We start from the raw sequence: 20,783 nt of genomic DNA on the forward strand, positions 1-20,783 counted from the left end.
CTCCGATCGTCAAGCCGGCTGATCTTCGGGGCTTGCGGCCTCCTCGGCCTTCTTGTCGAGATCGGCCTGTGTGATCCAGCCGGCCAGGACGCGCGCCTGCATGATCATGGCTTCTGCGTCATCACGGGTGATGTCGTTGCCATCGAGAATGCCGGCATGCTTGGTCTGCTCGCCGCTGTCCTTGCGTTCAGTCCAGCCGACCAGGTCGTCGGTGGCGCAGCCGGCGAGGTCCTCGACGTTCTTGATGTCGTTCTCGCCGAACTTCACCAGCATCTTCGAGGTCACGCCCGGCACTGTCTTCAGATCATCATCCACGCCGAGTTCCTTCCGTTTGTTTTCGAGTTCGGTCTCGAGCTGATCCAGATATTCCTTGGCGCGATTCTGCAACTCAGTCGCGGTCTCGTCGTCAAAGCCTTCGATGCCGGCCAATTCCCGGACATCGACCATCGCCAGTTCCTCCACCGAGGTGAAGCCTTCGGAGGCGAGCAATTGGCCGACGACTTCGTCGACATTGAGGGCTTCCATGAACACGCGGGTGGAATTTTCGAAATCGGCCTGACGGCGTTCGGATTCTTCCTGTTCGGTGAGAATATCGATGTCCCAGCCGGTCAGTTGCGAGGCGAGACGCACGTTCTGGCCGCGCCGGCCGATCGCGAGCGACAGCTGGTTGTTGGTGTCGGGCACCACGACCTCGATCCGCTCGCGGTCTTCGTCGATCACGACCTTGGAGACTTCGGCGGGCGCCAGCGCGTTGACCACGAAGGTCGCGATGTCGGGTGACCAGGGAATGATGTCGATCTTTTCACCCTGCAACTCGTTGACCACCGCCTGCACGCGCGATCCGCGCATGCCGACGCAGGCGCCGACCGGATCGACCGAGGAATCGCGGGAAATCACGCCGATTTTCGCGCGCGATCCGGGGTCGCGGGCGACCGCCTTGATCTCGACAATGCCGTCGTAGATTTCCGGCACTTCCTGCGCGAACAGCTTCGCCATGAATTGCGGATGGGTGCGGGAGAGAAAAATCTGGGGCCCGCGCGTTTCGCGCCGCACATCGAAGATGTAGGCGCGGACGCGGTCGCCGTTGCGGAACACTTCGCGCGGCAGCATTTCGTCGCGCCGCACGATGGCTTCGCCGCGGCCGAGATCGACGATGACGCTGCCATATTCGACGCGCTTGACGATGCCGTTGACGATATCGCCGATACGGTCCTTGAATTCCTGATATTGCCGGTCACGCTCGGCCTCGCGCACCTTCTGCACGATCACCTGCTTGGCCGATTGCGCGGCGATGCGGCCGTATTCCAGCGGCGGCAGCGTGTCGGCGATGGTGTCGCCGATCTGCGCGCCGGGGTTGGCGCGGCGGGCATCTTCCAGCGAAATCTGGTTGGCGGAATTCTCGACCAGTTCGACCACCAGCATGTGACGGGAAAGCCGCAGTTCGCCTTTCTTGGCGTCGATCTCGGCGTGAACGTCGGTCTCGCTGCCGTACCGGGCGCGGGCGGCCTTGGCGATCGCGTCTTCCATCGCCGCGATCACGATGCCGCGGTCGATCGACTTCTCGCGCGCAACGGCGTCCGCGATTTGCAGCAATTCAAGCTTATTGGCGCTGACGGCCATGGCTTAGTCTCCTCTGACAGGATCGGTGTCGCCCCGGCGCGTTTTTTCGGCGGCCAGGCGATGTTGTTTGGTGTTCTTCGGAAGCGGCTTGTTCGCCGCTTTCGGATGGGGACGATTGGCATGCGGCGGCGCCGGCGGCTCGAGGCCAAGGCTGCGCTTCAATTCACGCTCGGCTTTCTTGCCGCGTCGCATCGATTCCGCAATCAGCTCGTCGGTGAGAACAAGCCGTGCCTCCGCGATATCTTCCATCGTCAGCAATACGTTGGTTTCCTCGCCAGCCTTGGTATCATCGCGACGCAACCGTACCGCATCGCCTTCGACACCATCGAGCGTGCCGCGGAATCGCTTGCGGCCTTCATGGGCGACCGCCATCTCGACCTTCACGAGGTGGCCGGTGAAGCGTTCAAAATCGGAACGGCGCACCAGCGGGCGGTCGATGCCCGGTGATGAAATCTCCAGCCGATAAGCGCGGTCGATCGGGTCGGCCACATCAAGCACCGGAGAAAGCGCCCGCGAGATCGCCTCACAGTCCTCGATCTGCATCGATCCGTCCGGCCGTTCCGCCATGATCTGGACGGTGCAGCCGGCTTCGCCCGAAATCTTGATCCGGACCAGCCGATAGCCCATGCCCTGTAAGACCGGACCGGCAACCGCCGACACACGCGCTGCCGCGCCCGGCTCGACGACGAGCCTCGGCTCGGCGAGCAGGTCGGTTTCAACGGAACCAGGCGTTGGGTCGGTCATATCAAACGTCAAATTGGCCTTCGAGACGGGTTTGGCGGTGGTCTTTGCGATGGTCTTGCTTGTTCTGGTCTTGGGCGCGTCCCTGCCGGGTTCCCGGACCCCATCTGGCCCACGTCCCTTCAGGTAATAAAAAAGAGCGGGTCCCGGAGGGGCCCACTCTCAATACGCGATCGTATATGAGAACCTTAAGTGGAGGCGGATATAGCCGTTTTCCCAACGTCCGACAAGGCCTGCCGTGCCGGATGCGGCTAATTTTGCGGGGTACCGCAACGTGGCCAACCTAACCCTTCCTTCACCATCCAAACATTAAATGGCCGGGTAGCCTGCGTTTGGCGGGGTGAGTGTGTTCCATGACCGTTGCCATCCCTGGTGCCGCCCATTTGAAGTTCCCGCACCACAAGCGGCAAATTCCGTTCAGGAACTTCAAATGGAAAAACGGCACTAGGTTTATCGGCTTGCTAGTGCCCATGACTTTCCGAAGTTCGTGAACGGTGGGTGCTGAGGTGGAACACGAACTTCGGAAAGTGGGCGCTAGTCTCGATGAATTCGTCAGGCGCGGCGATCCCAAACGCGTCGCGGAGCTCAGTCGCGGCATCGCCGACCTGTTCGTACAGGGAGCGGCCGGTTTTCAGACCCGTCATGTCGAATTGTTCGACCACATCCTGACCGGCATCGTGCCGCAGACCGAACTGGTGGCTCGCGCCGATATTGCCGAACGCATCGCTGCCATCGCCAACGCGCCGCCAACATTGATCGGGCAACTCGCGCGTGAAGACGACATATCCATCGCGGGTCCGGTGCTGCGCCGCTCGCCTGTCCTCGGAGAGCAGGCCCTGGTCGAAATCGCGCGCATGAAAGGCCAGGCTCATCTGCTGGCGATGACCGAGCGCCCAAAACTTTCTCCAGACCTGACCGATGTCATCGTGCAACGGGGTGAGCGGGACGTCATCCGGCGCACGGCGGCCCATGCGGGTGCGAGTTTTTCGCCGATCGGTTATTCGGCGCTGGTCAAGCGCGCCGCCAGGGATGGCGTCCTGACCATCACCGTCGGGCAACGCAACGATCTGCCGGACCGGCTTCTGAAAGAGCTTCTGGTGGGATCGGTTGACGTCGTGCGCCGCCGCTTGTTCGACGTGGCGGATCCCGCTCGGCAGGCGGCCGTCGCCAAGGCGATGAGCGATCTTTCCGGCAAGAGAGAGCAGCCGGGCAAACAGCGCGACTTCACGTCCGCACAACGCACGATCCTTTCGCTCTACCGGGCCGGAGACCTCAACGAGGCGGCGTTGCTCGGTTTTGCCAAATCTTTTCGTTATTCCGAAACGGTCGCGGCTCTGTCGGCGATATCGGGCGTGCCGATCGCGGCGGTCGATCGCCTGATGGCCGGTGATCGCCACGACCCCGTCCTGATCATCTCGAAGGCGATTGGGCTCGAGTGGCCAACGGTGCGCTCGTTGGTTCTGTTGCGACTCGGGCCGGCGCGCATTCCCGCTTCCGCCGATATCGAGGGTATCCGCACCAACTATCTGCGGCTGACGCCCTCGACCGCGGAACGGGTCGTGAGTTTTTGGCGGACGCGCGAAACCGCGTGATAGCGTTGCTATGAGCCGTTCCAGTGGTCCGGTTCTGACATTTGCATCCCGGTGTGGCACGCACTTTTGCAAATGTTAGAATCAAAGGACAACCAGCCAAAATAGGTTTCTAGTGGAGTTTTGGATTTGACATTCGCAGCGTGGATGCTGCCGCTACAGGGGTAGCAAATGTCAAATCCACTCCACTAGCCGGTCTTCCTGAAAATCAGATAGGCGGCGATGCGGCCTTCACGTTCGGCCTTGCGGCCATACCGCGTCATCGTGTAGTCGGCCCACGGTTCGCGCCAGTCCGTTGCCCGCTCCGCCGTCCAGAGGAAATCCGACGTGCGCATGAAATGCGAAAGCGTCCAGGCGCAATAGTCACTGATGTCGCTGACAAAGCGAAACTCGCCGCCTTGCGCTAAAGCGCGCGCCATGGCGGCAATCGTCGTGTCTTGCACGAAACGTCGTTTCCAGTGCCGCCGCTTCGGCCATGGATCTGGATGGATCAAATCGATCCTCGCAAGCGACTTGGCCGGCACCCACGCCAGCAGTTCGGCAGCATCGCCGGCAAACAGCCGGATGTTGCCGATCTCGCCGGCTTCGATCAGCGTGAGGATTTTCGCCATGCCGTTGACATAGGGTTCGCAGCCGATGAAGCCGGTATTGGGAAAGGCGCGCGCTTCTGCGATCAGATGTTCGCCGCCGCCAAATCCGATTTCGAGACGGAGGTTGCCGACGGGGCTGTCGAACAGCGTAGCTAGGTCGGCGCAACGCGGGTCTGTGATGTCGATCGCAAGTCGCGGCAGCAAATGCGCGATCAGGTCGGCCTGATGCGCGCGCAGTTTGTGGCCTTTGCGGCGTCCGAAGAAGGCACGCTGGCCCTCAACGGTCGCATCGCTCGCGTGCGTTTCGCGATTTCCGCTATCGTCGTTTCGCGCGTTCATCGCAGCGTCTGGTAAAGCCGGTGCAATAGTCTGGTTCGCGGCTCGATCGACGAAATATACATCTGCTCGTAATGGGTATGCGCGCCCTGGCCGTCGACCCCGAGGCCATCGAGGGTGGCGGCAAAGGGCGCGGTGAAATTGCCATCCGAGCCGCCGCCGCTATAGCTGTCGTGAAGTTCGAAGCCGATCTCAGCAGCGAGCTTTTTGGCATGCTCGAACAGCGCTGTGCCGGCGCTGCTCTTCTCAAAAGGTGGACGGTTCAGTTCGCCCGTCACCTTGACGCTGACGCCCTCGGTGTTTGACGTTAGATTCAATATCTTCGGCACCAGTTCGTCGGCGTTGGCGATGGTGGCAACGCGCATGTCGACTTCGGCATAGGCCTCTTCAGGGATCACGTTCGGCTTGGTCCCGCCTTTGACGACACCGACATTGACCGTCACACCGCGTGCAAGATCGTTCATCGCCTCTAGCGTCTGAATGACGTTGCCAAGCTCCCGTATGGCGCTGCGGCCGTCTTCAGGCCGCGTGCCGGCATGAGAAGGCACGCCTTTGATGAACACTTCGAAGCGCGCGACGCCCTTGCGGCTGGTGACGATCTTGCCGCCGTCGCGCGCCGGCTCCGTCACCAGGACATATTTGGCCTTGTGCCCTTCGGCCTCGATCAGCGCCCGCGAGGTTGGACTGCCGATCTCTTCATCCGAGACGTAAAGATGGGTAATACCGAGCGGCGACGTTTCACCGCTGGCGCAAAGTTCGCGAAACGCGTGGAAGGCGAGATAGGCGCCGCCCTTCATGTCATAGATGCCGGGGCCGAACGCGCTGTCGCCCTCGACGTGAAACGGCAGCCGTTCGATGAATCCAAGCGGATGCACGGTGTCGAGATGGCTGAGAACGAGAATTCCGGGTTGCTGTTGGCCCCATGACGATCGCGCAACGATGTGGTCGCCGCATCCGGAACGCCCGGCGACGCGCTCGATGGTTGCCGGCAAATCGCGATAGCCGTCGGCGACCATGGCCGCAAGCTTGTTGACCTGGTCGGGGGCGTCGGTCGGCGTCTCGATCTCGACCCAGCGGCGGATGCCGTCGAGAACGATGCGGGGATCGAAGGGGCGGGCGGACGCCGTCAGCATGTGCTGCCTTTGTCTTTAACTAGTCGGGTGGTGGCGCGGTCGATCCGGTTCATAGCACCATTGTTCGCTCGGGCAATGCCCGGGCCTGTCGTGTCACGTTTCGAAACGGGAGCCAGCGCTTCAGCGCTTGTCCGGAATTTCCTGGGAAGCGATCTGCTCGACAAGATCGACGATGCTGCGTCGAAGCTTGGCGTCGCTGATGCGTGTAAAGGCGCGGGTCAGCGCCAGGCCTTCGGACGTCGCGAGGAAATCGGACACATAGGATGGCGAAGTGCCCTCGGTGCTGCCGTCGGCTTTCGCGATGCCGCTCGGGCCGCCTTCGAACAGAAACGATACCGGCACCTGGAGTATTTCGGCGATCTGCTGAATGCGGCTTGCGCCGACGCGATTGGTCCCCTTCTCGTATTTTTGCACCTGCTGGAACGTGAGGCCGAGCGCTTCGCCGAGTTTTTCCTGGCTCATGCCGAGCATGATGCGACGCATGCGCACGCGACTGCCGACATATTTGTCAACAGGGTTGGGCGCTTTGGTCGACATCGCCAACGCTCCTCCAGACCACGGTGTACGAGAAAACGGAGGGATTATGCCTTAGGCGGTGATGCCGTCAAACCCTGCTGGTTGCGAAGTTCTGGATGAACTCTGTTTATTTTGCGGCGCGACGCCGGATCACGTAGAGCCACGCGGCTGCAAGCATGATCATGATCGGGATATCTCCCGCGCGCGCAAAAGGTGTCGGCGGGATCGCAACCGGCAGACCCGAATCCAGAACGCCTTCAAGCCCAAGACCGAGCTGCGCGACGACGCGCCCCAACGGGTCGATCACCGCAGAGATGCCTGTATTTGCAGCGCGAACAAGCGGTAGCCCCTGTTCGATCGCACGCAGGCGCGCCTGCTGGAGATGCTGGTAAGGACCGGTCGAAATTCCAAACCAGCCATCGTTGGTGAGGTTAACGATCCAGCCCGGGCGGTCGTTACGATCGACAACATTACCGGGAAAGATAGCCTCGTAGCATATCAGAGGTAGCATTCTCGGCGCGTTCGGCACGTCCATGCTGTGACGATGTGTACCTGGAATGAATCCGCCCTGAACCCTCGTCAATTGCTCGAAGCCGATTTTTTCCATCAGGTCCTGAAACGGAAGAAACTCGCCGAACGGCACCAGATGCAGCTTGTCGTAGACCGACAACACATTGCCGTCGTGGTCGATGACGTAAACCGAATTGTAGGCGCGTGTGATCCGCGTGCCGGGCGGCAGGTCAGGCGCGCGCACCGAGCCCGTGACCAACACGGTCCCCTTCGGCAACAGATCGGCGATCTCGGCCATCGCGTCGGCTTCGCGTGTCAGGAAAAACGGGAACGCCGATTCCGGCCAGATCAGGATGTTGACATCGCGCACGCCGGTCGATTGCGGCCCGGACGCGCGGTCGGACAGCGTCAGATATTTCTTCATCACCTCCGCCTTGGCGGAGTAGTTGAATCTCGCGTCTTGCTGCAAGTTGGGCTGCATGATCCGCAGCTTCGTATTGGCAAGCAGCACGGTCGGGTGCTGACTGAGGCGTATCGCGCCAAAGACCGTCATGGCGAGTAGCAGCGCGACCGCGAGAACCGGAGCGATCCAGGGCTTGCGTCCACGGGACGTGCCGTCGATCAGGACCGCAGCGCTTGCGAAAATCGCTACGGCCAGAAATGTCAGGCCCCACAACCCGATCAGCGAGGCGGTTTGCGCGAGCGCCAGCGGTTCGCTCAAGGCGTAGCCGAGCGTGTTCCACGGAAAGCCGGTGAGCGTGTGGCCGCGCAACCATTCGCTCATCGTCAGGCTCGCGGCGAGTGCGATCACGCGCGAACCATCCCGCGTCCAGAAAAGTCGTGCGAGCCCAAAGCCCAACGCCGTGAACAGCGCGAGATAGGCTGGCAATCCGAGAATGGCGAACGGCAGCAACCAGGCGAAAGTGTCCGCATCGACCAGAAAGGCGTAGCCGATCCAGTAAAGTCCGGGCACGAAATAGCCCAGCCCGAACCACCAGCCGGTGAGCGCAGCCGCCGGCACACCACGCCACCGTCCGGCGCCCGCGCCGTCGATCTGCCAGACTGCGACCGGCAAGGTCACAAACAAAACAGGCCACGCATTGAACGGCGCCATCGCGAGCGATGACAGCGCGCCGGCGAGGAGCGCAATGGCTGCGCGCTTCCATCCCCACGCCAGGATAATCGCAAGACCAACTGCGCGAAGCTTCCCAGGAATCATCACGACGATGCGGCTCCGTCGCCGGGCGGATTGGCCGGATCGCTCGGTTGTGCGGCGTCGGGTGCAGCTTCACGTCGGCGGCTTTCACGCGGGGTTCGCGTCGGCGGGCGTTCCTTGCGCGTGGCGATGCGCAGGCGCTTGACCCGCCGCGGGTCGGCATCGAGCACCTCGATTTCGAAATTGCCGGGACCGGAAATTACTTCGCCACGCACCGGCAGGCGGCCGACATGGGTGACGAGAAACCCGCCCAATGTTTCGACTTCCTCGCCGGCTTCTCCGGTCACGAACTCGTCTCCGATCACGGAGCGGACGTCGTCGAGGCTGGCGCGCGCATCCGCAATGAAGGAATTGTCCGCTTGCCGGACAATCGCCGGAGGCTCGTCGCTGTCGTGCTCATCGTCAATCTCGCCGACGATCTGCTCGACAATGTCCTCGATCGAGACCAGCCCGTCGGTCCCGCCATATTCGTCGACGACCAGCGCCAGATGGATGCGCGAGGCCTGCATTTGCGCAAGCAGATCGATCGCCCGCATCGACGGCGGCACGAACAACAATTTGCGAATGATGTTGGCTTCCGAAAGCGGCAGCGTCAGATCGACCGTGCGCAGGTCGAGGCCGGCAGGCGGCGTTTTTTCAGGTGGCGGTTTTTTGGTCTTGGCTTTGCTCTTCGGCTTGGAGGCGCGCGCCGTCATGAACGCCAGGAGATCGCGGATGTGGACGATGCCTTCGGGGTCGTCGAGGGTTTCGTTGTAGACCACGAGCCGCGAATGCGCGGCGCTTTCGAACAGGCTCATCAATTCCCCGAGCGGAATGTCGCGCTTGACCGCGACGATATCGGCGCGATGGATCATGACATCCGCGATCCGCCGCTCATGCAGGGAAAGGATGTTGCGCAGCATGGTGCGCTCGACGGCGGAAAAGCCGACGTCATCGGGCGTAGAGGTGTCGAGCACGACCTGCAGGTCGTCGCGGACCGATCCGGGTTTCCAGCCGAACAGCGTGCGGATCGCGCGCGTCAGCCAGTTGTCCGCGATCGGGCGCATGACCTCGCCCTCCTGCACGACGGCAGGCAGGTTGCGCGTGTTGCGCGGGTTGTCATGGGTCGGGTCTGAATCGGACATTTTATTTATACGGTCCGTTCCGCATAGGGATCGGGGATGCCGAGCTGCGACAGGATCTCCCGTTCGAGCGCTTCCATGGTCTCGGCTTCCTGATCTTTTTCGTGATCGTGGCCGATCAGGTGCAGGAAGCCGTGAATCGCAAGATGGCTGAGATGATGGTCGAACGGCTTCTGCTCTTCGTCGGCTTCCCGGCGCGTGGTTTCATAGGCAATGGCGATGTCGCCCAGCATGCGCGGCGCATCGTCCGCTTGCCGCTCGCCGCGCGGCTGCAACGCCGGAAACGACAGCACGTTGGTCGGCTTGTCGATACCGCGCCAGTTGCGGTTCAGCGTCTGGATGCCGGTGTCGTCGGTCAGCATGATCGCCAGCTCGCTATCGCCGATGTCGACGGTGATGAACTCGGCCGCGGCCGCAATCGCACGTTCGATCGTCGCCTCGGCTTCGGGCTCTGCCTGCCAGCAGTCGGCGACGACGAGAATCTCGGTGATCGGAAGGGCAGACGGTGCCATCGGTTTGGAGTTCTGGTTGCGACGGAATTCGACCTTGAGCGGCGTGCTCGTCACGTCTTGTGGGTTGCCGGCCGTTGCGGCAAGCCTTCATAGGCCGCCACGATCCGCGCCACCAGCTCATGGCGGATCACGTCTTCGGCCTTGAAATGAACCTGGGCAATTCCTGCTACCCCGTCGAGCAGCTTGACGGCTTCCGCAAGGCCGGAAGTTTGACCGTTCGGCAGGTCGACCTGCGAGGGATCGCCGGTAATGATCATGCGGCTGTTTTCGCCAAGCCGGGTCAGGAACATCTTCATTTGCATGGAGGTGGTGTTTTGCGCCTCGTCGAGGATGATGACGGCGTTGGTCAGCGTGCGGCCGCGCATGAAGGCCAGCGGCGCGATTTCGATTTCGCCGGTTTGCAAAGCGCGCTCGACGATGCGCGAATCCATCAGATCGTACAGCGCGTCGTAGATCGGCCTTAGGTAAGGATCGACCTTTTCGCGCAGGTCGCCAGGCAGGAAGCCGAGCCGCTCGCCGGCTTCCACCGCAGGACGCGACAGGATGATGCGATCGACCTCCTTGCGTTCGAACAGTTGCGCGGCATGGGCGACCGCGAGCCAGGTCTTGCCGGTACCTGCCGGGCCGACGCCGAACACCAGCTCGTGGTGCTTCAGTGCACGAATATAGGCGTCCTGTGCGCCGGTGCGCGCCCGCACCGGGCGCTTGCGCAGATTGATGGTGTCGAACGACGATTTGGCGGTCTTGGGGTCGAATTCAAACAGCGAGCCTTGCGCGATCACGGCGCGGATCGCGCCTTCCACGTCGCCTTGCGCGATATCCTGTCCCTTGTTCGCCTGGGCATAAAGCGTCTCCAGCACACGCCGCGCCGCGTCGCAGCCGTCGCGCGAGCCGGCAACCGTGATGTGGTTGCCGCGTGAATCCACCACGACACCCAGGCGCCGCTCGATCAGCGCGAGATTTTGGCCGTAGGGTCCGACCAGCGCGGAAGCTGCGCGATTGTCGTCGAAATCGACGACGAATTGAGTCTCGGGCGGAACTTGCATGTCGCGGTCAGATTTGCGGCTGGGAGCGAGTGAGGGTGAATCCGATGCGCTTTTGGGCAAGGGTTCAGGCTCCCATTCTCGTGTCGGATGAATTGATGATGGGCTGCGTTTCCGGAGCGGCAACGAGCTTCGGCAAAGGGACCGCAAGTTCGCCCAGCAGGCTGTAGCGCTCTAGGCTCTCGATTTTCACTGGAAGGACTTGCCCGATGATCGATTCGGGCGCCATCACATGCGCCGGCTGAAGGTAGGCGGTTCGGCCGACGACCTGGCCCGGATTGCGGGCCGCCCTCTCGAACAACACATCCACGGTGGTCCCAATCAAGGCCCTGTTGAAGGCCGATTGCTGGCTGTCGATCAATTCCTGAAGCCGCGCCAATCGCTCGTCCATTTCTTCCGCTGACACGATCTCCTGCATTTCCGCCGCCGGCGTGCCTGGCCGCGGCGAATATTTGAAAGAATACGCGCCAGCGTAGCCGATTTGTGTGACCAGAGCGAGGGTGGCCAGAAAATCTTCTTCGCTTTCGCCCGGGAAGCCGACGATAAAATCCGATGAAAACGCAATGTCTTGGCAGGCAGCGCGAAACCGGTCGATGGCGCGGCGGTAATCATCGGTGGTATGTTTGCGGTTCATGGCCGCCAGTATCCGGTCCGAGCCGGATTGCACCGGCAGATGCACAAACGGCATCACCGAGGGGATGTCGCGATGGGCCTCGATCAACGTTTCATCAATATCGCGGGGATGGCTTGTCGAGTAACGTAGGCGGACAATGCCGGGAATCTCCGCCAAGTGACGCAACAGGAAGCCGAGCGGCCAGGTTCGGCCGTCGGGTCCCTCGCCGTGATAGGCATTGACGTTCTGGCCGATCAGGGTGATTTCGCGCACGCCGTGATCGGCGAGACGTTTCACCTCGTCGATGATCCTGGCCGCCGGCCGTGAGACTTCCGCGCCGCGCGTATAAGGCACCACGCAGAAGGTGCAGAACTTGTCGCAGCCTTCCTGGATGGTGACGAACGACGATATTCCCCTTGCGCGAATGACGTCGGGCTTCGGCGGCGGCAGAAAGGCGAATTTGTCTTCCGCCGGAAATTCGGTTTCCAGCGCACGGCCGTCCTTCTCGGCGCGCGCCAGCAGTTCCGGCAAATGATGATAGCTCTGCGGCCCGACCACGACGTCCACCACCGGCGCGCGGTGGATGATCTCGTTGCCTTCGGCCTGCGCGACACAGCCGGCGACCGCGATGTTCATGCGCCGGCCCTGGCGTGTCGCTTCATCTTTGACGGCGCGGAGCCGGCCGAGTTCGGAATAGACCTTCTCGGACGCTTTCTCGCGGATGTGGCAGGTATTGAGGATGACGAGATCGGCATCGTCCACACTTGCGGTCTCGACAAAGCCCTCGCCCGCCAGCGTATCCACCATGCGCTGGGCATCGTAGACGTTCATCTGACAGCCATATGATTTGATATGGACCTTGCGGGGCAATTTCATAAAAACCGGGGTGTTGGATTGAAACGGCGTCGCTGCCGACGCCTCAGGATTTGTCGTCGTCCAGCGGGACGCAGTAAAGCTCGAGCCGATGATCGACCAGGCGATAACCGAGCTTGCGCGCGATCTCCGCCTGCAGCTTCTCGATCTCCTCGGAGGTGAATTCGATCACCTTGCCGTCGCGCAGGTTGATCAGGTGGTCGTGGTGGCTGTCGCGCATCTGTTCGTAGCGGGCGCGGCCCTCGCGGAAATCATGCCGCTCGATAATGCCGGCGTCCTCGAACAGCTTGACCGTGCGATAGACCGTCGAGATCGAGATCTTGTCGTCGACCGCGACACAGCGGCGGTACAGTTCCTCGACGTCGGGGTGATCCTCAGCTTCTGCCAGCACGCGCGCAATGACCCGGCGCTGTTCGGTCATGCGCATGCCGGTGGCGGCGCAGCGTGCCTCGATTCCGGTCGCGGTGAGCACGGGATTGGATTTGAACACGGTCATCTCAGGTTATCGCCAAGGGTAATCCGGTGGACCGATTCCGACATTTGCCACTTTCGCGGCGGCCACCGATCATAACACGTTCTGCCATCGCGCAAATGTCAGGACAAGTCGCGCCGCATCAAGAGCGCATCCAGGGCTTCGCTGCCGCTTTGCCGGTAATAGCGTTCGCGGCGTCCAACGACGCTAAATCCGGCTCGCTGGTAGAGCCGTCGTGCCGGCTGGTTATTTTCTTCCACTTCCAGAAATACCGTCCGGATCCCCCGGCCGGCCAGGTGGCCCAGATGGGTCAACAACAGGCCGTTGGACAGCCCGCGGCCGCGATGGCTTTCCGCCACCGCGATCGACAGGATCTCGGCCTCGTCGGCCGCCATCCGTGACACCGCAAAGCCGACGGTTTTTCGCCCCATTTTCAAACGATGGACCAGTGTATTGCGTTCGTGCAGCATGCGCTCGAACTCATCCTCACCCCAGCCGCGATGGAACGAGACGTGGTGAATTTGAGCGAATGCCGCCACATCGCGCGCACTCGCGGGTTCGACCACCGCCCGCTCGCCGCCCCACAACTCAGCGAGCCACGCCATCATGGGGAAGTGGTCTGCGCGGCGCTGGCGAGCCGCTCGCTTGGCGGCTTGGCATCTGGGGCTCGAAGATAAAACGGGCGGGCCGGCGCGGTATTCGGATTGACCGCAGCCCCTAACCATCCCACCCAGGCAATATCGGGGGCGGATTGCTGGTCGACCGTGACCGGCGGAACCGCGTCGGAGGGCCAGCGCTCGGCGAGCAGGCCGGCGGCATTGCCCACCACATACGGCGCGCCGAATCGCGAGGCTTCGAGCGCATCTGCCATCGGCGCGACGCGCGGCCTTACCAGGGCGCTTCCGTTGCCACTGACGACCTGAAGGTAGACGTGATCGTGCCGGGCATCGATCACGGAAATCACCGGATGTTCGGCATTCTGGCTGACGATGGGCGCGGCATAGGCCGCAAGCGTGGTGACGCCGACCACGGGCATATTGCCGGCGAGCGCAATGCCGCGGGCAGCGGACAGGCCGACCCGAAGCCCGGTAAAACTTCCGGGGCCTGTGGTTACCGCGATGCGGCCGAGGCTTGTAAAGGCGGTTTTCGACGCAGCGATGACGCGGCCGATCAGCGGCATCAGCGCCTCGGCATGGCCACGCTTCATGGCTTGGGATTCCTGCGCGATCAACTCGCCCGTTTCGGTGTCGAGCACCGCGGCGGCGCAGGCGTCAAGCGCGGTGTCGATGGCGAGAATCAGCATGGAGACGAGGTGAATAGTGAGTGGTAAATAGCGGATGGAAGGGCAGAGTCACTAGCGGTTTGCCGTTCGCTATCCACTATTCGTCTCTCCATCACATCGGCCGCACTTCGACCACCTCGGGCACGAAATGCCGCAGAAGGTTCTGGATGCCGTGCTGCAAGGTCGCCGTGGACGATGGGCAGCCCGCGCACGAGCCCTTCATGTTGAGATAGACGATGCCATCCTTGAAGCCGCGGAAGGTGATGTCGCCGCCGTCATTGGCAACCGCCGGCCGCACCCGCGTTTCGATCAGGTCCTTGATCATATCGACCGTCTCGGCATCGGCCTCGTTGAAGAATTCGTCGGCTTCGTCGGCGGCCTCATCGCTGGCTGCGCTGCCATCGGAAAGCAGCGGCGCGCCCGACATATAGTGTTCCATGATGGCGCCGAGGATTGCCGGCTTGAGATGCTGCCAGTCGCTGTCGTCCTTGGTGACGGTGACGAAGTCGGAGCCGTAGAAAACGCCCGTTACCCCGGGCACGCTGAACAGTCGTTCGGCGAGCGGAGAGCGGCTGGCGGCGTCGCGGCTCGAAAACTCCATGGTGCCGGCATCAAGCACCGTGCGGCCTGGAATGAACTTCAGGGTGGCTGGATTGGGCGTGGCTTCGGTCTGAATAAACATGGCTTTCTCCGACATCGCCGGTTAAAGGCCGGCGCGTGAGGTCTCTCTATCAGATGGCGATGGGGAAAGCACGGTCAAGGCCGGAAATCCAGACCAATTACAGCAGGTTCGCAAGGCTTAAAGGTCAAGGCTTGAAGGTTAAGACAGTGCGTCGATTTCGGCGTCGCTGAGTTCGCCGGGGACGATCACGATGGGGACCGGGAAGTTACCCACCGCATTGGCCATCGCGGCGATAAACGGTCCGGGGCCTTCGGGACCTGGATTGGCGGCCAGAACCAGTATCGCGATGTCGACATCCTTTTCGATCACATCGATCACCTGTTCGGTCGGATCCCCCTCGCGGATCACCCGTTCGGGTGTGATCGCAGCAATACCGTTGGCGCGGCCGGAGGCGCGATCGAGCGCGGCGTTGGCGTCTTCCATCGCCTCGGCGCGCATGATGTCGGCAACCCCGAGCCACTGCTGATTTTGGTCTTCGATCTCGATGATGCGGAGCATCACCACGCCGCCGCCGGCCCGTATCGCCCAGCGGCTTGCATAACGGACCGCGCGATCCCATTCCGCGGTGTCGTCAACAATGACCAGACATTTTGGCTTGTGACCCGTCTCGTAGCTGCGTCGCTGGGTGGTCATGCATGTTCCGAAGCTGCAACAAGCAAGTCACATGCTGCCATGGCGCGGCCATGCCCGACAAGCGCCAGCGCGAGGTGGTTGGGGTAAAACCGTATTTTGTCGTTGCCGCAGCGCCTAGCGTGGCGTGCGCTGCGGCATTTTATGTACGTCCGGAACTAATGCTTCCGAACGAAGCCGACGATATCGCGCGTAAGCTTCATGGTTTCATCGGCGATGGCTCGCGCCCGATCGGCACCATCGACCAGAATGGCGTCGACATGGCCGGGATCCGCCACCAGCCGCTTCATCTCGGATGCAATCGGCGACAGCTTTGCGACGCAAAGTTCGACCAGCGAGTTCTTGAAACTGGAGAACTGTCCGCCGCCGAATTCGCCGAGTACGTCGGCTTTGGTTCGGCCCGCCAAAGCGGCATAGATTCCGACCAGATTGTCGGCCTCGGGCCGGCTCTCCAGGCCCTTTTCCTCCGATGGCAACGGTTCCGGGTCGGTCTTGGCCTTGCGGATCTTCTGCGCGATGGTGTCGGCGTCGTCGGTGAGGTTGATCCGCGAATTATCCGACGGATCGGACTTCGACATCTTCTTGGTGCCGTCGCGCAACGACATCACCCGCGTCGCCGGACCCGTGATCAACGGCTCGGGTTGCGGGAAGAACAGTCCATCATTGAAGCCGTGGCCGCGAACGGAGTCGCCGAAGTCGTTGTTGAATTTCTGCGCGATGTCGCGGGCCAGTTCGAGATGCTGCTTCTGGTCCTCGCCGACCGGAACATGCGTGGCGCGATACAGAAGAATATCGGCGGCCATCAGCACCGGATAGTCGTACAAGCCCACGGAAGCATTCTCGCGGTCCTTGCCGGCCTTCTCCTTGAACTGAGTCATGCGGTTGAGCCAACCGACGCGAGCGACGCAGTTGAAGATCCAGGCGAGCTCGGCATGGCCGGTCACCTGGCTCTGATTGAAGACAATATGCTTCTTCGGATCGATGCCGGCGGCAATGAAGGCCGCCGTGACCTCGCGGGTGTTGCGCGCAAGCTCGGTCGGGCCGCCCCACACGTCGATGCCTTGCGTGATCGCATGCAGATCGACAACGCAATAGAGACAGCTGTGGGTCTCCTGCAGTTTGACGAAATTGACGATCGCGCCGAGATAATTGCCGAGATGCAAATTACCGGTCGGCTGCACGCCTGAAAAAACCCGTTCGACTATTGCCATGGTCAGCTTTCCGAAAAGCCATCTATCGTTTTACGCCGTCGTTGTTCGAAAGCGCCTCGCGCCGTCCATTGCCATGCAAGTCTTGCCCGCGCAAGCTTTCAGGCGCCGCTTTGACGAAACGCACGGATCGCATCAACCCAGCGAAGCACACCGAATAGAGCGAGAAACAGGCCATAACCCGCCATGCCGCCCGCGATCAGCACGAGAACCATGAAAAGGTGCAATGGCCCAGACTCATTTCCGCCCCAGGCCAGCACAAACGGCGCCGATAACCATAACAGGCCGCCCATGATGAGTGCGGCGGCCACGATGCGCGGCAGGCGCTGACGCGCCATGGGATCGATCGAGAAGCCGAACGTGGCAAAGCCATTCCGGATCAGCACCAGCGCGCCGCTCCAGGCGCCGAGTGCAATCGCAGCCGCGATGCCGCGAATGTCGAACAATCGGCCGAGCACGATCGCCAGGACAATGGTCACCGCAAGGCCCTTGAGGGTTGCCCATAACGGCGTGACGGTGTCGCCACGCGCAAAGAACGCAGGCGACAGCGCCTTGATCAACACTTGGGCCGGCAGGCCGAGCGCAAGCCACATCAGCGCATACGCAGTGCCCGCCGTGTCGCTCGCGGTAAAGGCGCCGTGCTCGAACAGCAACCGCACCACCGGCTCGCTCAATGCCATCAATCCCAGCGTTGCCGGCAGCGCCAGCCCGATCGCGAGTTCGAGCCCGCGCGACTCGGCCTGCGTCGTGGCGTTTCTATCTTGAGCATGTACTGCCCGTGCCAGCTCGGGCACCAGCACCGCGCCGATGGCGACGCCGACGATGCCGAGCGGCAGTTCGATCAAACGGTTGGCAAAATAGAGCCACGAGACCGCAGAGGGCGAGCTTGAGGCGATGATGGCGCCGGCCACGATGAGCAGTTGCGGTCCGGCGCCGGCGATCATGCCGGGCAAGGCCTTGGCAACAAAGCCGCGCATCTCGGAATCGAAAGCCACGCGCAGCGGCGCTGCAAAGTGGCTGCCGCGCGATCGCGCGATGAGGATGAGCAATTGCAACAGTCCCGCAATCCCGACCGTGGTGGCGATGACGAGCGCGGCATCAGACGCATCCGATCGTTTGAAGACGAGGACGATCATTACGGCGATCAAAGCGCCGTTGAACAAGAGCGGCGCGAAGGCCGTCAGCGCGAAGCGGCCTTGCGCATTCAATAGCGCCATCGTCACGGTCGCAGGCCCCGCGAATGCCAAATAAGGTAGCATCAGGCGGGCGTCGTCCATCGCGAGATGCAGCGTCGATTCGCCGGCAAAGCCGGGCGCCAGCGCCGTGATGATCCAAGGCATCAACAGGCCTGCCGCGGCGGTTGCCACGATCAATGCCGTGCTGATGGTGCCGAGCACCCGGCCGGCGAAAGCGCTCGCTGCGACGGGACCTTTCGCCTCTTTGACGGAGAGCCAGATCGGCACCAGTGCGTTATTCAATGCGCCTTCGGTCAACAGCCGCCGCACGACGTTGACGAGTTGAAACGCCACCAGAAAAGCATCGGCGACGGGCCCCGCGCCGAGCAAGGCCGCGACCATGGCATCGCGCGCAAAACCAAGCAGACGCGAGGCCAGCGTTCCCGTCGAGACCGTGAGAAACGAGCGAATCATGGGCTTTATATAGCAGAGGCGCCGATTTGAGTTTGCTTGGGGCGCGGGGATCGTGATAGGCGGCTACACCCGGTTTGGATGGTTTGTCAGGACAGATAAATGACCGCAGCGAAATACGACGTACTCGGGATCGGCAATGCCATTTTCGATGTGCTGGTGCAGACCGATGAGGGCTTTCTGAGCCGTCACGGCATGACCAAGGGCGGCATGTCGCTGATCGATCAGGATCGTGCGGCCGCGATTTACGGGGATATGGGGCCGGCGACCGAGATGTCGGGCGGATCGGCGGCTAACACGATTGTCGGCGTGGCCAGTCTGGGCGCTCGCGCCGCTTATGTCGGCAAGGTCAAGCAAGACAAAATCGGCAGCATGTATGCGCACGACATTCGTGCGGCGGGGGTCGCCTTTGAAACGAAGCCCGCGGCAGATGGCCCGGCGACCGGCTGCTCGTATATCCTGGTAACGCCCGATGGCGAGCGCACGATGAACACCTATCTCGGCGCGGCGCAGGAATTGACGCCGGCCGATATCGACGCCGATCAGGTCGCCGCTTCTGCGATCCTCTATCTCGAAGGTTATTTGTGGGACCCGAAAAGCGCCAAGGAAGCCTTTGTGAAGGCGGCGGCGATCGCGCATCAGGCCGGCCGTCAGGTTGCGCTGACGCTATCGGACTCGTTTTGCGTCGATCGCTATCGCGGCGAATTTCTCGAACTGATGTGTAACGGCACGGTCGATCTGGTCTTCGCCAACGAGGCCGAACTGCATTCGCTTTACCAGACGTCGGATTTCGAGACGGCGTTGAAGCAGCTGCGCAGCGATATCGGCCTGGCGGCGGTGACGCGAAGCGAAAAGGGATGCGTCGTTGTTTCAAAGGAAGGCGTGACGGCGGTGCCGGCGTTTCCGGTCAAAAAAATCGTCGATACCACGGGCGCCGGCGATCTGTTTGCCGCTGGCTTCCTGTTCGGTCTTTCCCGTGGCGTGGGACATGAGCGCGCGGGGCGTTTCGGTGGGCTCGCCGCCGCTGAAGTCATCCAGCATATTGGCGCGCGGCCCCAGGTTTCGTTGAAGGAACTGGCGCAGCAAAACGGCCTGCCGGTTTAAAGCATTATTCCCTCTCCCCACTTGAGAGCGGGGAGAGGAAACGGGCGCAATAAGGTCACGCAGCCTTTTTGCCGGCGGCATCGAGTCCGTCATAGACGCCGCGTTCGAAGCCGGCAAAGGCCTCCAGACATTTTCCGTCCGCAAACGGCAGCACCTGCATCAGGATCACGCCGGTGACGTCTCGTGCCGGATCGATCCAGTAATAGGTGTTGGCAAGACCCGCCCAGGCGAGGCTGCCCGCGCTGCGGCCCTCGGGTGTCTTGGCGGTCGTTATGAGGAACGACAGACCCCATTTCTTGACCATGCCCGGATAAAGGTCGACGTCGTTGGTGTAGACCGGAAGGGCCGATGTCATCTTGGTCACGACAAGGTCGCCGATATGGTTCTGCCCCATGGTGGCGACGGTGTCGGGTTTGAGCACCTGGTTGCCGTTGCCGCGGCCCTTGTTGAGGATCATCTGGGTGAATTTGATGTAGTCGGCTGCCGTGCCGTATAGGCCGCCGCCGCCCATGTGGAATTCCGGCTGCTGCTCAAGTTCGAACGGGATGGGCGCAAGTGATCCGTCCGGCCCGCGCATGTGCATGCCGACGAGGCGTTGACGCATCGCGTCGGTCAACTTGAAGCCGGTGTCGTTCATGCCGAGCGGCGCAAACAGGTGATCGCGCAGATAAGCGTCCAGCTTTTTCCCGCTCACGGCTTCGACCGCCTTGCCGACGAAATCGATGTTGGTGCCGTATTCCCAACGTGTGCCGGGATCCGAGGTGATCGGAGTTTTCAACGCGGCATTCTGGCAAGTGATGACGCCGGGGATACCCGTCTTCGCCAGATACGTCCCCATGCCACCGTTCCACATGTCGTAACAGAAGCCGGCGGTGTGGGTCATCAGTTGGCGCAGTGTGATCGGACTCTTCGCCGGCCGCAGTCTGGGCTCGCCCTTGGCATCAAATCCTTCCAGTACTTGCGGCGCGGCGAGATCGGGCAGCAGCTTGCCGATCGGCGCCTCAAGGGAGAGCTTGCCTTGCTCGACGAGTTGCATCGCTGCCGCCGTCGTGACCGCCTTGGTCATCGAGGCGATCCAGAACACGCTGTCTGTCGTCATGTTGTCTGGCTTGGACAGGTCGCGTTTGCCGAACGCGCCCTGATAGATCACCTCGTTGCCGCTGGCGGCGATGGCGACGACGCCGGGAATTTCCACGGCATCGCTTTTCTGGCGCAATATCTGATCGATCTGAGCTTTGCTATGCATGGGGAATCCTCCTGGATATTTTTTTGAAGTGGTTAATCTTCCTCCCGAGGGTTTCATGCCGCAATGGTGCTGGAACCCGGTCGCGATCTCGTGATCGTCG

At 61.9% G+C, this 20,783-nt stretch carries 20 protein-coding genes; 2 read left to right on the top strand and 18 right to left on the bottom strand.

Annotated elements, in window-relative coordinates:
- Positions 1-9: 9 nt before the first annotated feature.
- Together nusA and rimP are read right to left on the bottom strand one after the other, a co-directional pair.
- On the bottom strand, positions 10-1,620 hold the full coding sequence (gene nusA, locus ABSE61_RS04660; RefSeq protein WP_423869886.1) for a transcription termination factor NusA: 1,611 nt from the start codon (positions 1,618-1,620) through the stop codon (positions 10-12).
- 3 nt (positions 1,621-1,623) lie between these two features.
- Positions 1,624-2,364: a ribosome maturation factor RimP gene (gene rimP / locus ABSE61_RS04665; protein ID WP_423869887.1), complete on the bottom strand. Its 741-nt coding sequence runs from the start codon at positions 2,362-2,364 to the stop codon at positions 1,624-1,626.
- A gap of 503 nt (positions 2,365-2,867) precedes the next feature.
- Here rimP and ABSE61_RS04670 point away from each other — a divergent pair.
- On the top strand, positions 2,868-3,953 hold the full coding sequence (locus ABSE61_RS04670; RefSeq protein ID WP_423869888.1) for a DUF2336 domain-containing protein: 1,086 nt from the start codon (positions 2,868-2,870) through the stop codon (positions 3,951-3,953).
- Positions 3,954-4,138: 185 nt separating this feature from the next.
- Here ABSE61_RS04670 and ABSE61_RS04675 read toward each other — a convergent pair whose 3' ends face one another.
- The 15 genes from ABSE61_RS04675 to murJ all read right to left on the bottom strand — a co-directional run bounded on the left by ABSE61_RS04675 (position 4,139) and on the right by murJ (position 18,336).
- Complete coding sequence (locus tag ABSE61_RS04675; protein ID WP_423869889.1) at positions 4,139-4,879, bottom strand: tRNA (guanine(46)-N(7))-methyltransferase TrmB; 741 nt, start codon at positions 4,877-4,879, stop codon at positions 4,139-4,141.
- Complete coding sequence (locus ABSE61_RS04680) at positions 4,876-6,009, bottom strand: M20 family metallopeptidase (protein ID WP_423869890.1); 1,134 nt, start codon at positions 6,007-6,009, stop codon at positions 4,876-4,878. Before ABSE61_RS04680 ends, ABSE61_RS04675 begins: the two co-directional genes overlap by 4 nt.
- A 120-nt stretch (positions 6,010-6,129) precedes the next feature.
- Positions 6,130-6,546, bottom strand: a complete 417-nt coding sequence (locus ABSE61_RS04685) for a helix-turn-helix domain-containing protein (protein WP_423869891.1) — start codon at positions 6,544-6,546, stop codon at positions 6,130-6,132.
- A 106-nt stretch (positions 6,547-6,652) separates the two neighbouring features.
- Complete coding sequence (gene lnt / locus ABSE61_RS04690; RefSeq protein ID WP_423869983.1) at positions 6,653-8,254, bottom strand: apolipoprotein N-acyltransferase; 1,602 nt, start codon at positions 8,252-8,254, stop codon at positions 6,653-6,655.
- Positions 8,254-9,375: a hemolysin family protein gene (locus ABSE61_RS04695; RefSeq protein WP_423869892.1), complete on the bottom strand. Its 1,122-nt coding sequence runs from the start codon at positions 9,373-9,375 to the stop codon at positions 8,254-8,256. Before ABSE61_RS04695 ends, lnt begins: the two co-directional genes overlap by 1 nt.
- A gap of 5 nt (positions 9,376-9,380) precedes the next feature.
- Entirely contained in the window at positions 9,381-9,884 is a 504-nt protein-coding gene (gene ybeY / locus ABSE61_RS04700; RefSeq protein WP_423869984.1) for an rRNA maturation RNase YbeY, read from the bottom strand.
- A gap of 50 nt (positions 9,885-9,934) precedes the next feature.
- Positions 9,935-10,990 (bottom strand): PhoH family protein, encoded by a 1,056-nt coding sequence (locus ABSE61_RS04705; RefSeq protein ID WP_423869893.1) that lies wholly within the window; start codon positions 10,988-10,990, stop codon positions 9,935-9,937.
- Between the two features lie 4 nt (positions 10,991-10,994).
- Positions 10,995-12,416: a tRNA (N6-isopentenyl adenosine(37)-C2)-methylthiotransferase MiaB gene (miaB, locus tag ABSE61_RS04710; protein ID WP_423869894.1), complete on the bottom strand. Its 1,422-nt coding sequence runs from the start codon at positions 12,414-12,416 to the stop codon at positions 10,995-10,997.
- 43 nt (positions 12,417-12,459) lie between these two features.
- Complete coding sequence (locus tag ABSE61_RS04715; RefSeq protein ID WP_423869895.1) at positions 12,460-12,909, bottom strand: Fur family transcriptional regulator; 450 nt, start codon at positions 12,907-12,909, stop codon at positions 12,460-12,462.
- 98 nt (positions 12,910-13,007) lie between these two features.
- Positions 13,008-13,493, bottom strand: a complete 486-nt coding sequence (rimI, locus tag ABSE61_RS04720) for a ribosomal protein S18-alanine N-acetyltransferase (RefSeq protein ID WP_423869896.1) — start codon at positions 13,491-13,493, stop codon at positions 13,008-13,010.
- On the bottom strand, positions 13,490-14,188 hold the full coding sequence (gene tsaB, locus ABSE61_RS04725; RefSeq protein WP_423869897.1) for a tRNA (adenosine(37)-N6)-threonylcarbamoyltransferase complex dimerization subunit type 1 TsaB: 699 nt from the start codon (positions 14,186-14,188) through the stop codon (positions 13,490-13,492). Before tsaB ends, rimI begins: the two co-directional genes overlap by 4 nt.
- 91 nt (positions 14,189-14,279) lie before the next feature.
- On the bottom strand, positions 14,280-14,849 hold the full coding sequence (locus tag ABSE61_RS04730; RefSeq protein WP_423869898.1) for a NifU family protein: 570 nt from the start codon (positions 14,847-14,849) through the stop codon (positions 14,280-14,282).
- 138 nt (positions 14,850-14,987) lie between these two features.
- On the bottom strand, positions 14,988-15,482 hold the full coding sequence (locus ABSE61_RS04735; RefSeq protein WP_423869899.1) for a universal stress protein: 495 nt from the start codon (positions 15,480-15,482) through the stop codon (positions 14,988-14,990).
- Positions 15,483-15,637: 155 nt separating this feature from the next.
- On the bottom strand, positions 15,638-16,690 hold the full coding sequence (trpS, locus tag ABSE61_RS04740; RefSeq protein WP_423869900.1) for a tryptophan--tRNA ligase: 1,053 nt from the start codon (positions 16,688-16,690) through the stop codon (positions 15,638-15,640).
- 98 nt (positions 16,691-16,788) lie between these two features.
- Positions 16,789-18,336 carry a murein biosynthesis integral membrane protein MurJ gene (gene murJ / locus ABSE61_RS04745; protein WP_423869901.1) on the bottom strand — a complete coding sequence of 516 codons (1,548 nt, stop codon included), beginning with the start codon at positions 18,334-18,336 and terminating at the stop codon, positions 16,789-16,791.
- 99 nt (positions 18,337-18,435) lie between these two features.
- On the opposite strand from murJ, the gene ABSE61_RS04750 reads away from it, so the two are divergent.
- The gene (locus ABSE61_RS04750; protein WP_423869902.1) at positions 18,436-19,437 is read left to right on the top strand and encodes an adenosine kinase; all 1,002 of its coding nucleotides are present in this window, start codon (positions 18,436-18,438) and stop codon (positions 19,435-19,437) included.
- 55 nt (positions 19,438-19,492) lie between these two features.
- On the opposite strand, the gene ABSE61_RS04755 is transcribed toward ABSE61_RS04750, so the two are convergent.
- Positions 19,493-20,683 (bottom strand): serine hydrolase domain-containing protein, encoded by a 1,191-nt coding sequence (locus ABSE61_RS04755; protein WP_423869903.1) that lies wholly within the window; start codon positions 20,681-20,683, stop codon positions 19,493-19,495.
- Positions 20,684-20,783: the final 100 nt, after the last annotated feature.

It is taken from the genome of Bradyrhizobium sp. (assembly GCF_049519115.1).
Lineage (GTDB): Bacteria > Pseudomonadota > Alphaproteobacteria > Rhizobiales > Xanthobacteraceae > Bradyrhizobium.

Excerpts from the sequence above, each read along its gene's own strand:
- nusA (WP_423869886.1), bottom strand. The coding sequence starts at position 1,620 with ATGGCCGTCAGCGCCAATAAGCTTGAATTGCTGCAAATCGCGGACGCC.
- rimP (WP_423869887.1), bottom strand. The coding sequence starts at position 2,364 with ATGACCGACCCAACGCCTGGTTCCGTTGAAACCGACCTGCTCGCCGAG.
- ABSE61_RS04675 (WP_423869889.1), bottom strand. The coding sequence starts at position 4,879 with ATGAACGCGCGAAACGACGATAGCGGAAATCGCGAAACGCACGCGAGC.
- ABSE61_RS04680 (WP_423869890.1), bottom strand. The coding sequence starts at position 6,009 with ATGCTGACGGCGTCCGCCCGCCCCTTCGATCCCCGCATCGTTCTCGAC.
- ABSE61_RS04685 (WP_423869891.1), bottom strand. The coding sequence starts at position 6,546 with ATGTCGACCAAAGCGCCCAACCCTGTTGACAAATATGTCGGCAGTCGC.
- lnt (WP_423869983.1), bottom strand. The coding sequence starts at position 8,254 with ATGATTCCTGGGAAGCTTCGCGCAGTTGGTCTTGCGATTATCCTGGCG.
- ABSE61_RS04695 (WP_423869892.1), bottom strand. The coding sequence starts at position 9,375 with ATGTCCGATTCAGACCCGACCCATGACAACCCGCGCAACACGCGCAAC.
- ybeY (WP_423869984.1), bottom strand. The coding sequence starts at position 9,884 with ATGGCACCGTCTGCCCTTCCGATCACCGAGATTCTCGTCGTCGCCGAC.
- miaB (WP_423869894.1), bottom strand. The coding sequence starts at position 12,416 with ATGAAATTGCCCCGCAAGGTCCATATCAAATCATATGGCTGTCAGATG.
- ABSE61_RS04715 (WP_423869895.1), bottom strand. The coding sequence starts at position 12,909 with ATGACCGTGTTCAAATCCAATCCCGTGCTCACCGCGACCGGAATCGAG.
- rimI (WP_423869896.1), bottom strand. The coding sequence starts at position 13,493 with ATGATGGCGTGGCTCGCTGAGTTGTGGGGCGGCGAGCGGGCGGTGGTC.
- tsaB (WP_423869897.1), bottom strand. The coding sequence starts at position 14,188 with ATGCTGATTCTCGCCATCGACACCGCGCTTGACGCCTGCGCCGCCGCG.
- ABSE61_RS04730 (WP_423869898.1), bottom strand. The coding sequence starts at position 14,849 with ATGTTTATTCAGACCGAAGCCACGCCCAATCCAGCCACCCTGAAGTTC.
- ABSE61_RS04735 (WP_423869899.1), bottom strand. The coding sequence starts at position 15,482 with ATGACCACCCAGCGACGCAGCTACGAGACGGGTCACAAGCCAAAATGT.
- trpS (WP_423869900.1), bottom strand. The coding sequence starts at position 16,690 with ATGGCAATAGTCGAACGGGTTTTTTCAGGCGTGCAGCCGACCGGTAAT.
- murJ (WP_423869901.1), bottom strand. The coding sequence starts at position 18,336 with ATGATTCGCTCGTTTCTCACGGTCTCGACGGGAACGCTGGCCTCGCGT.
- ABSE61_RS04750 (WP_423869902.1), top strand. The coding sequence starts at position 18,436 with ATGACCGCAGCGAAATACGACGTACTCGGGATCGGCAATGCCATTTTC.
- ABSE61_RS04755 (WP_423869903.1), bottom strand. The coding sequence starts at position 20,683 with ATGCATAGCAAAGCTCAGATCGATCAGATATTGCGCCAGAAAAGCGAT.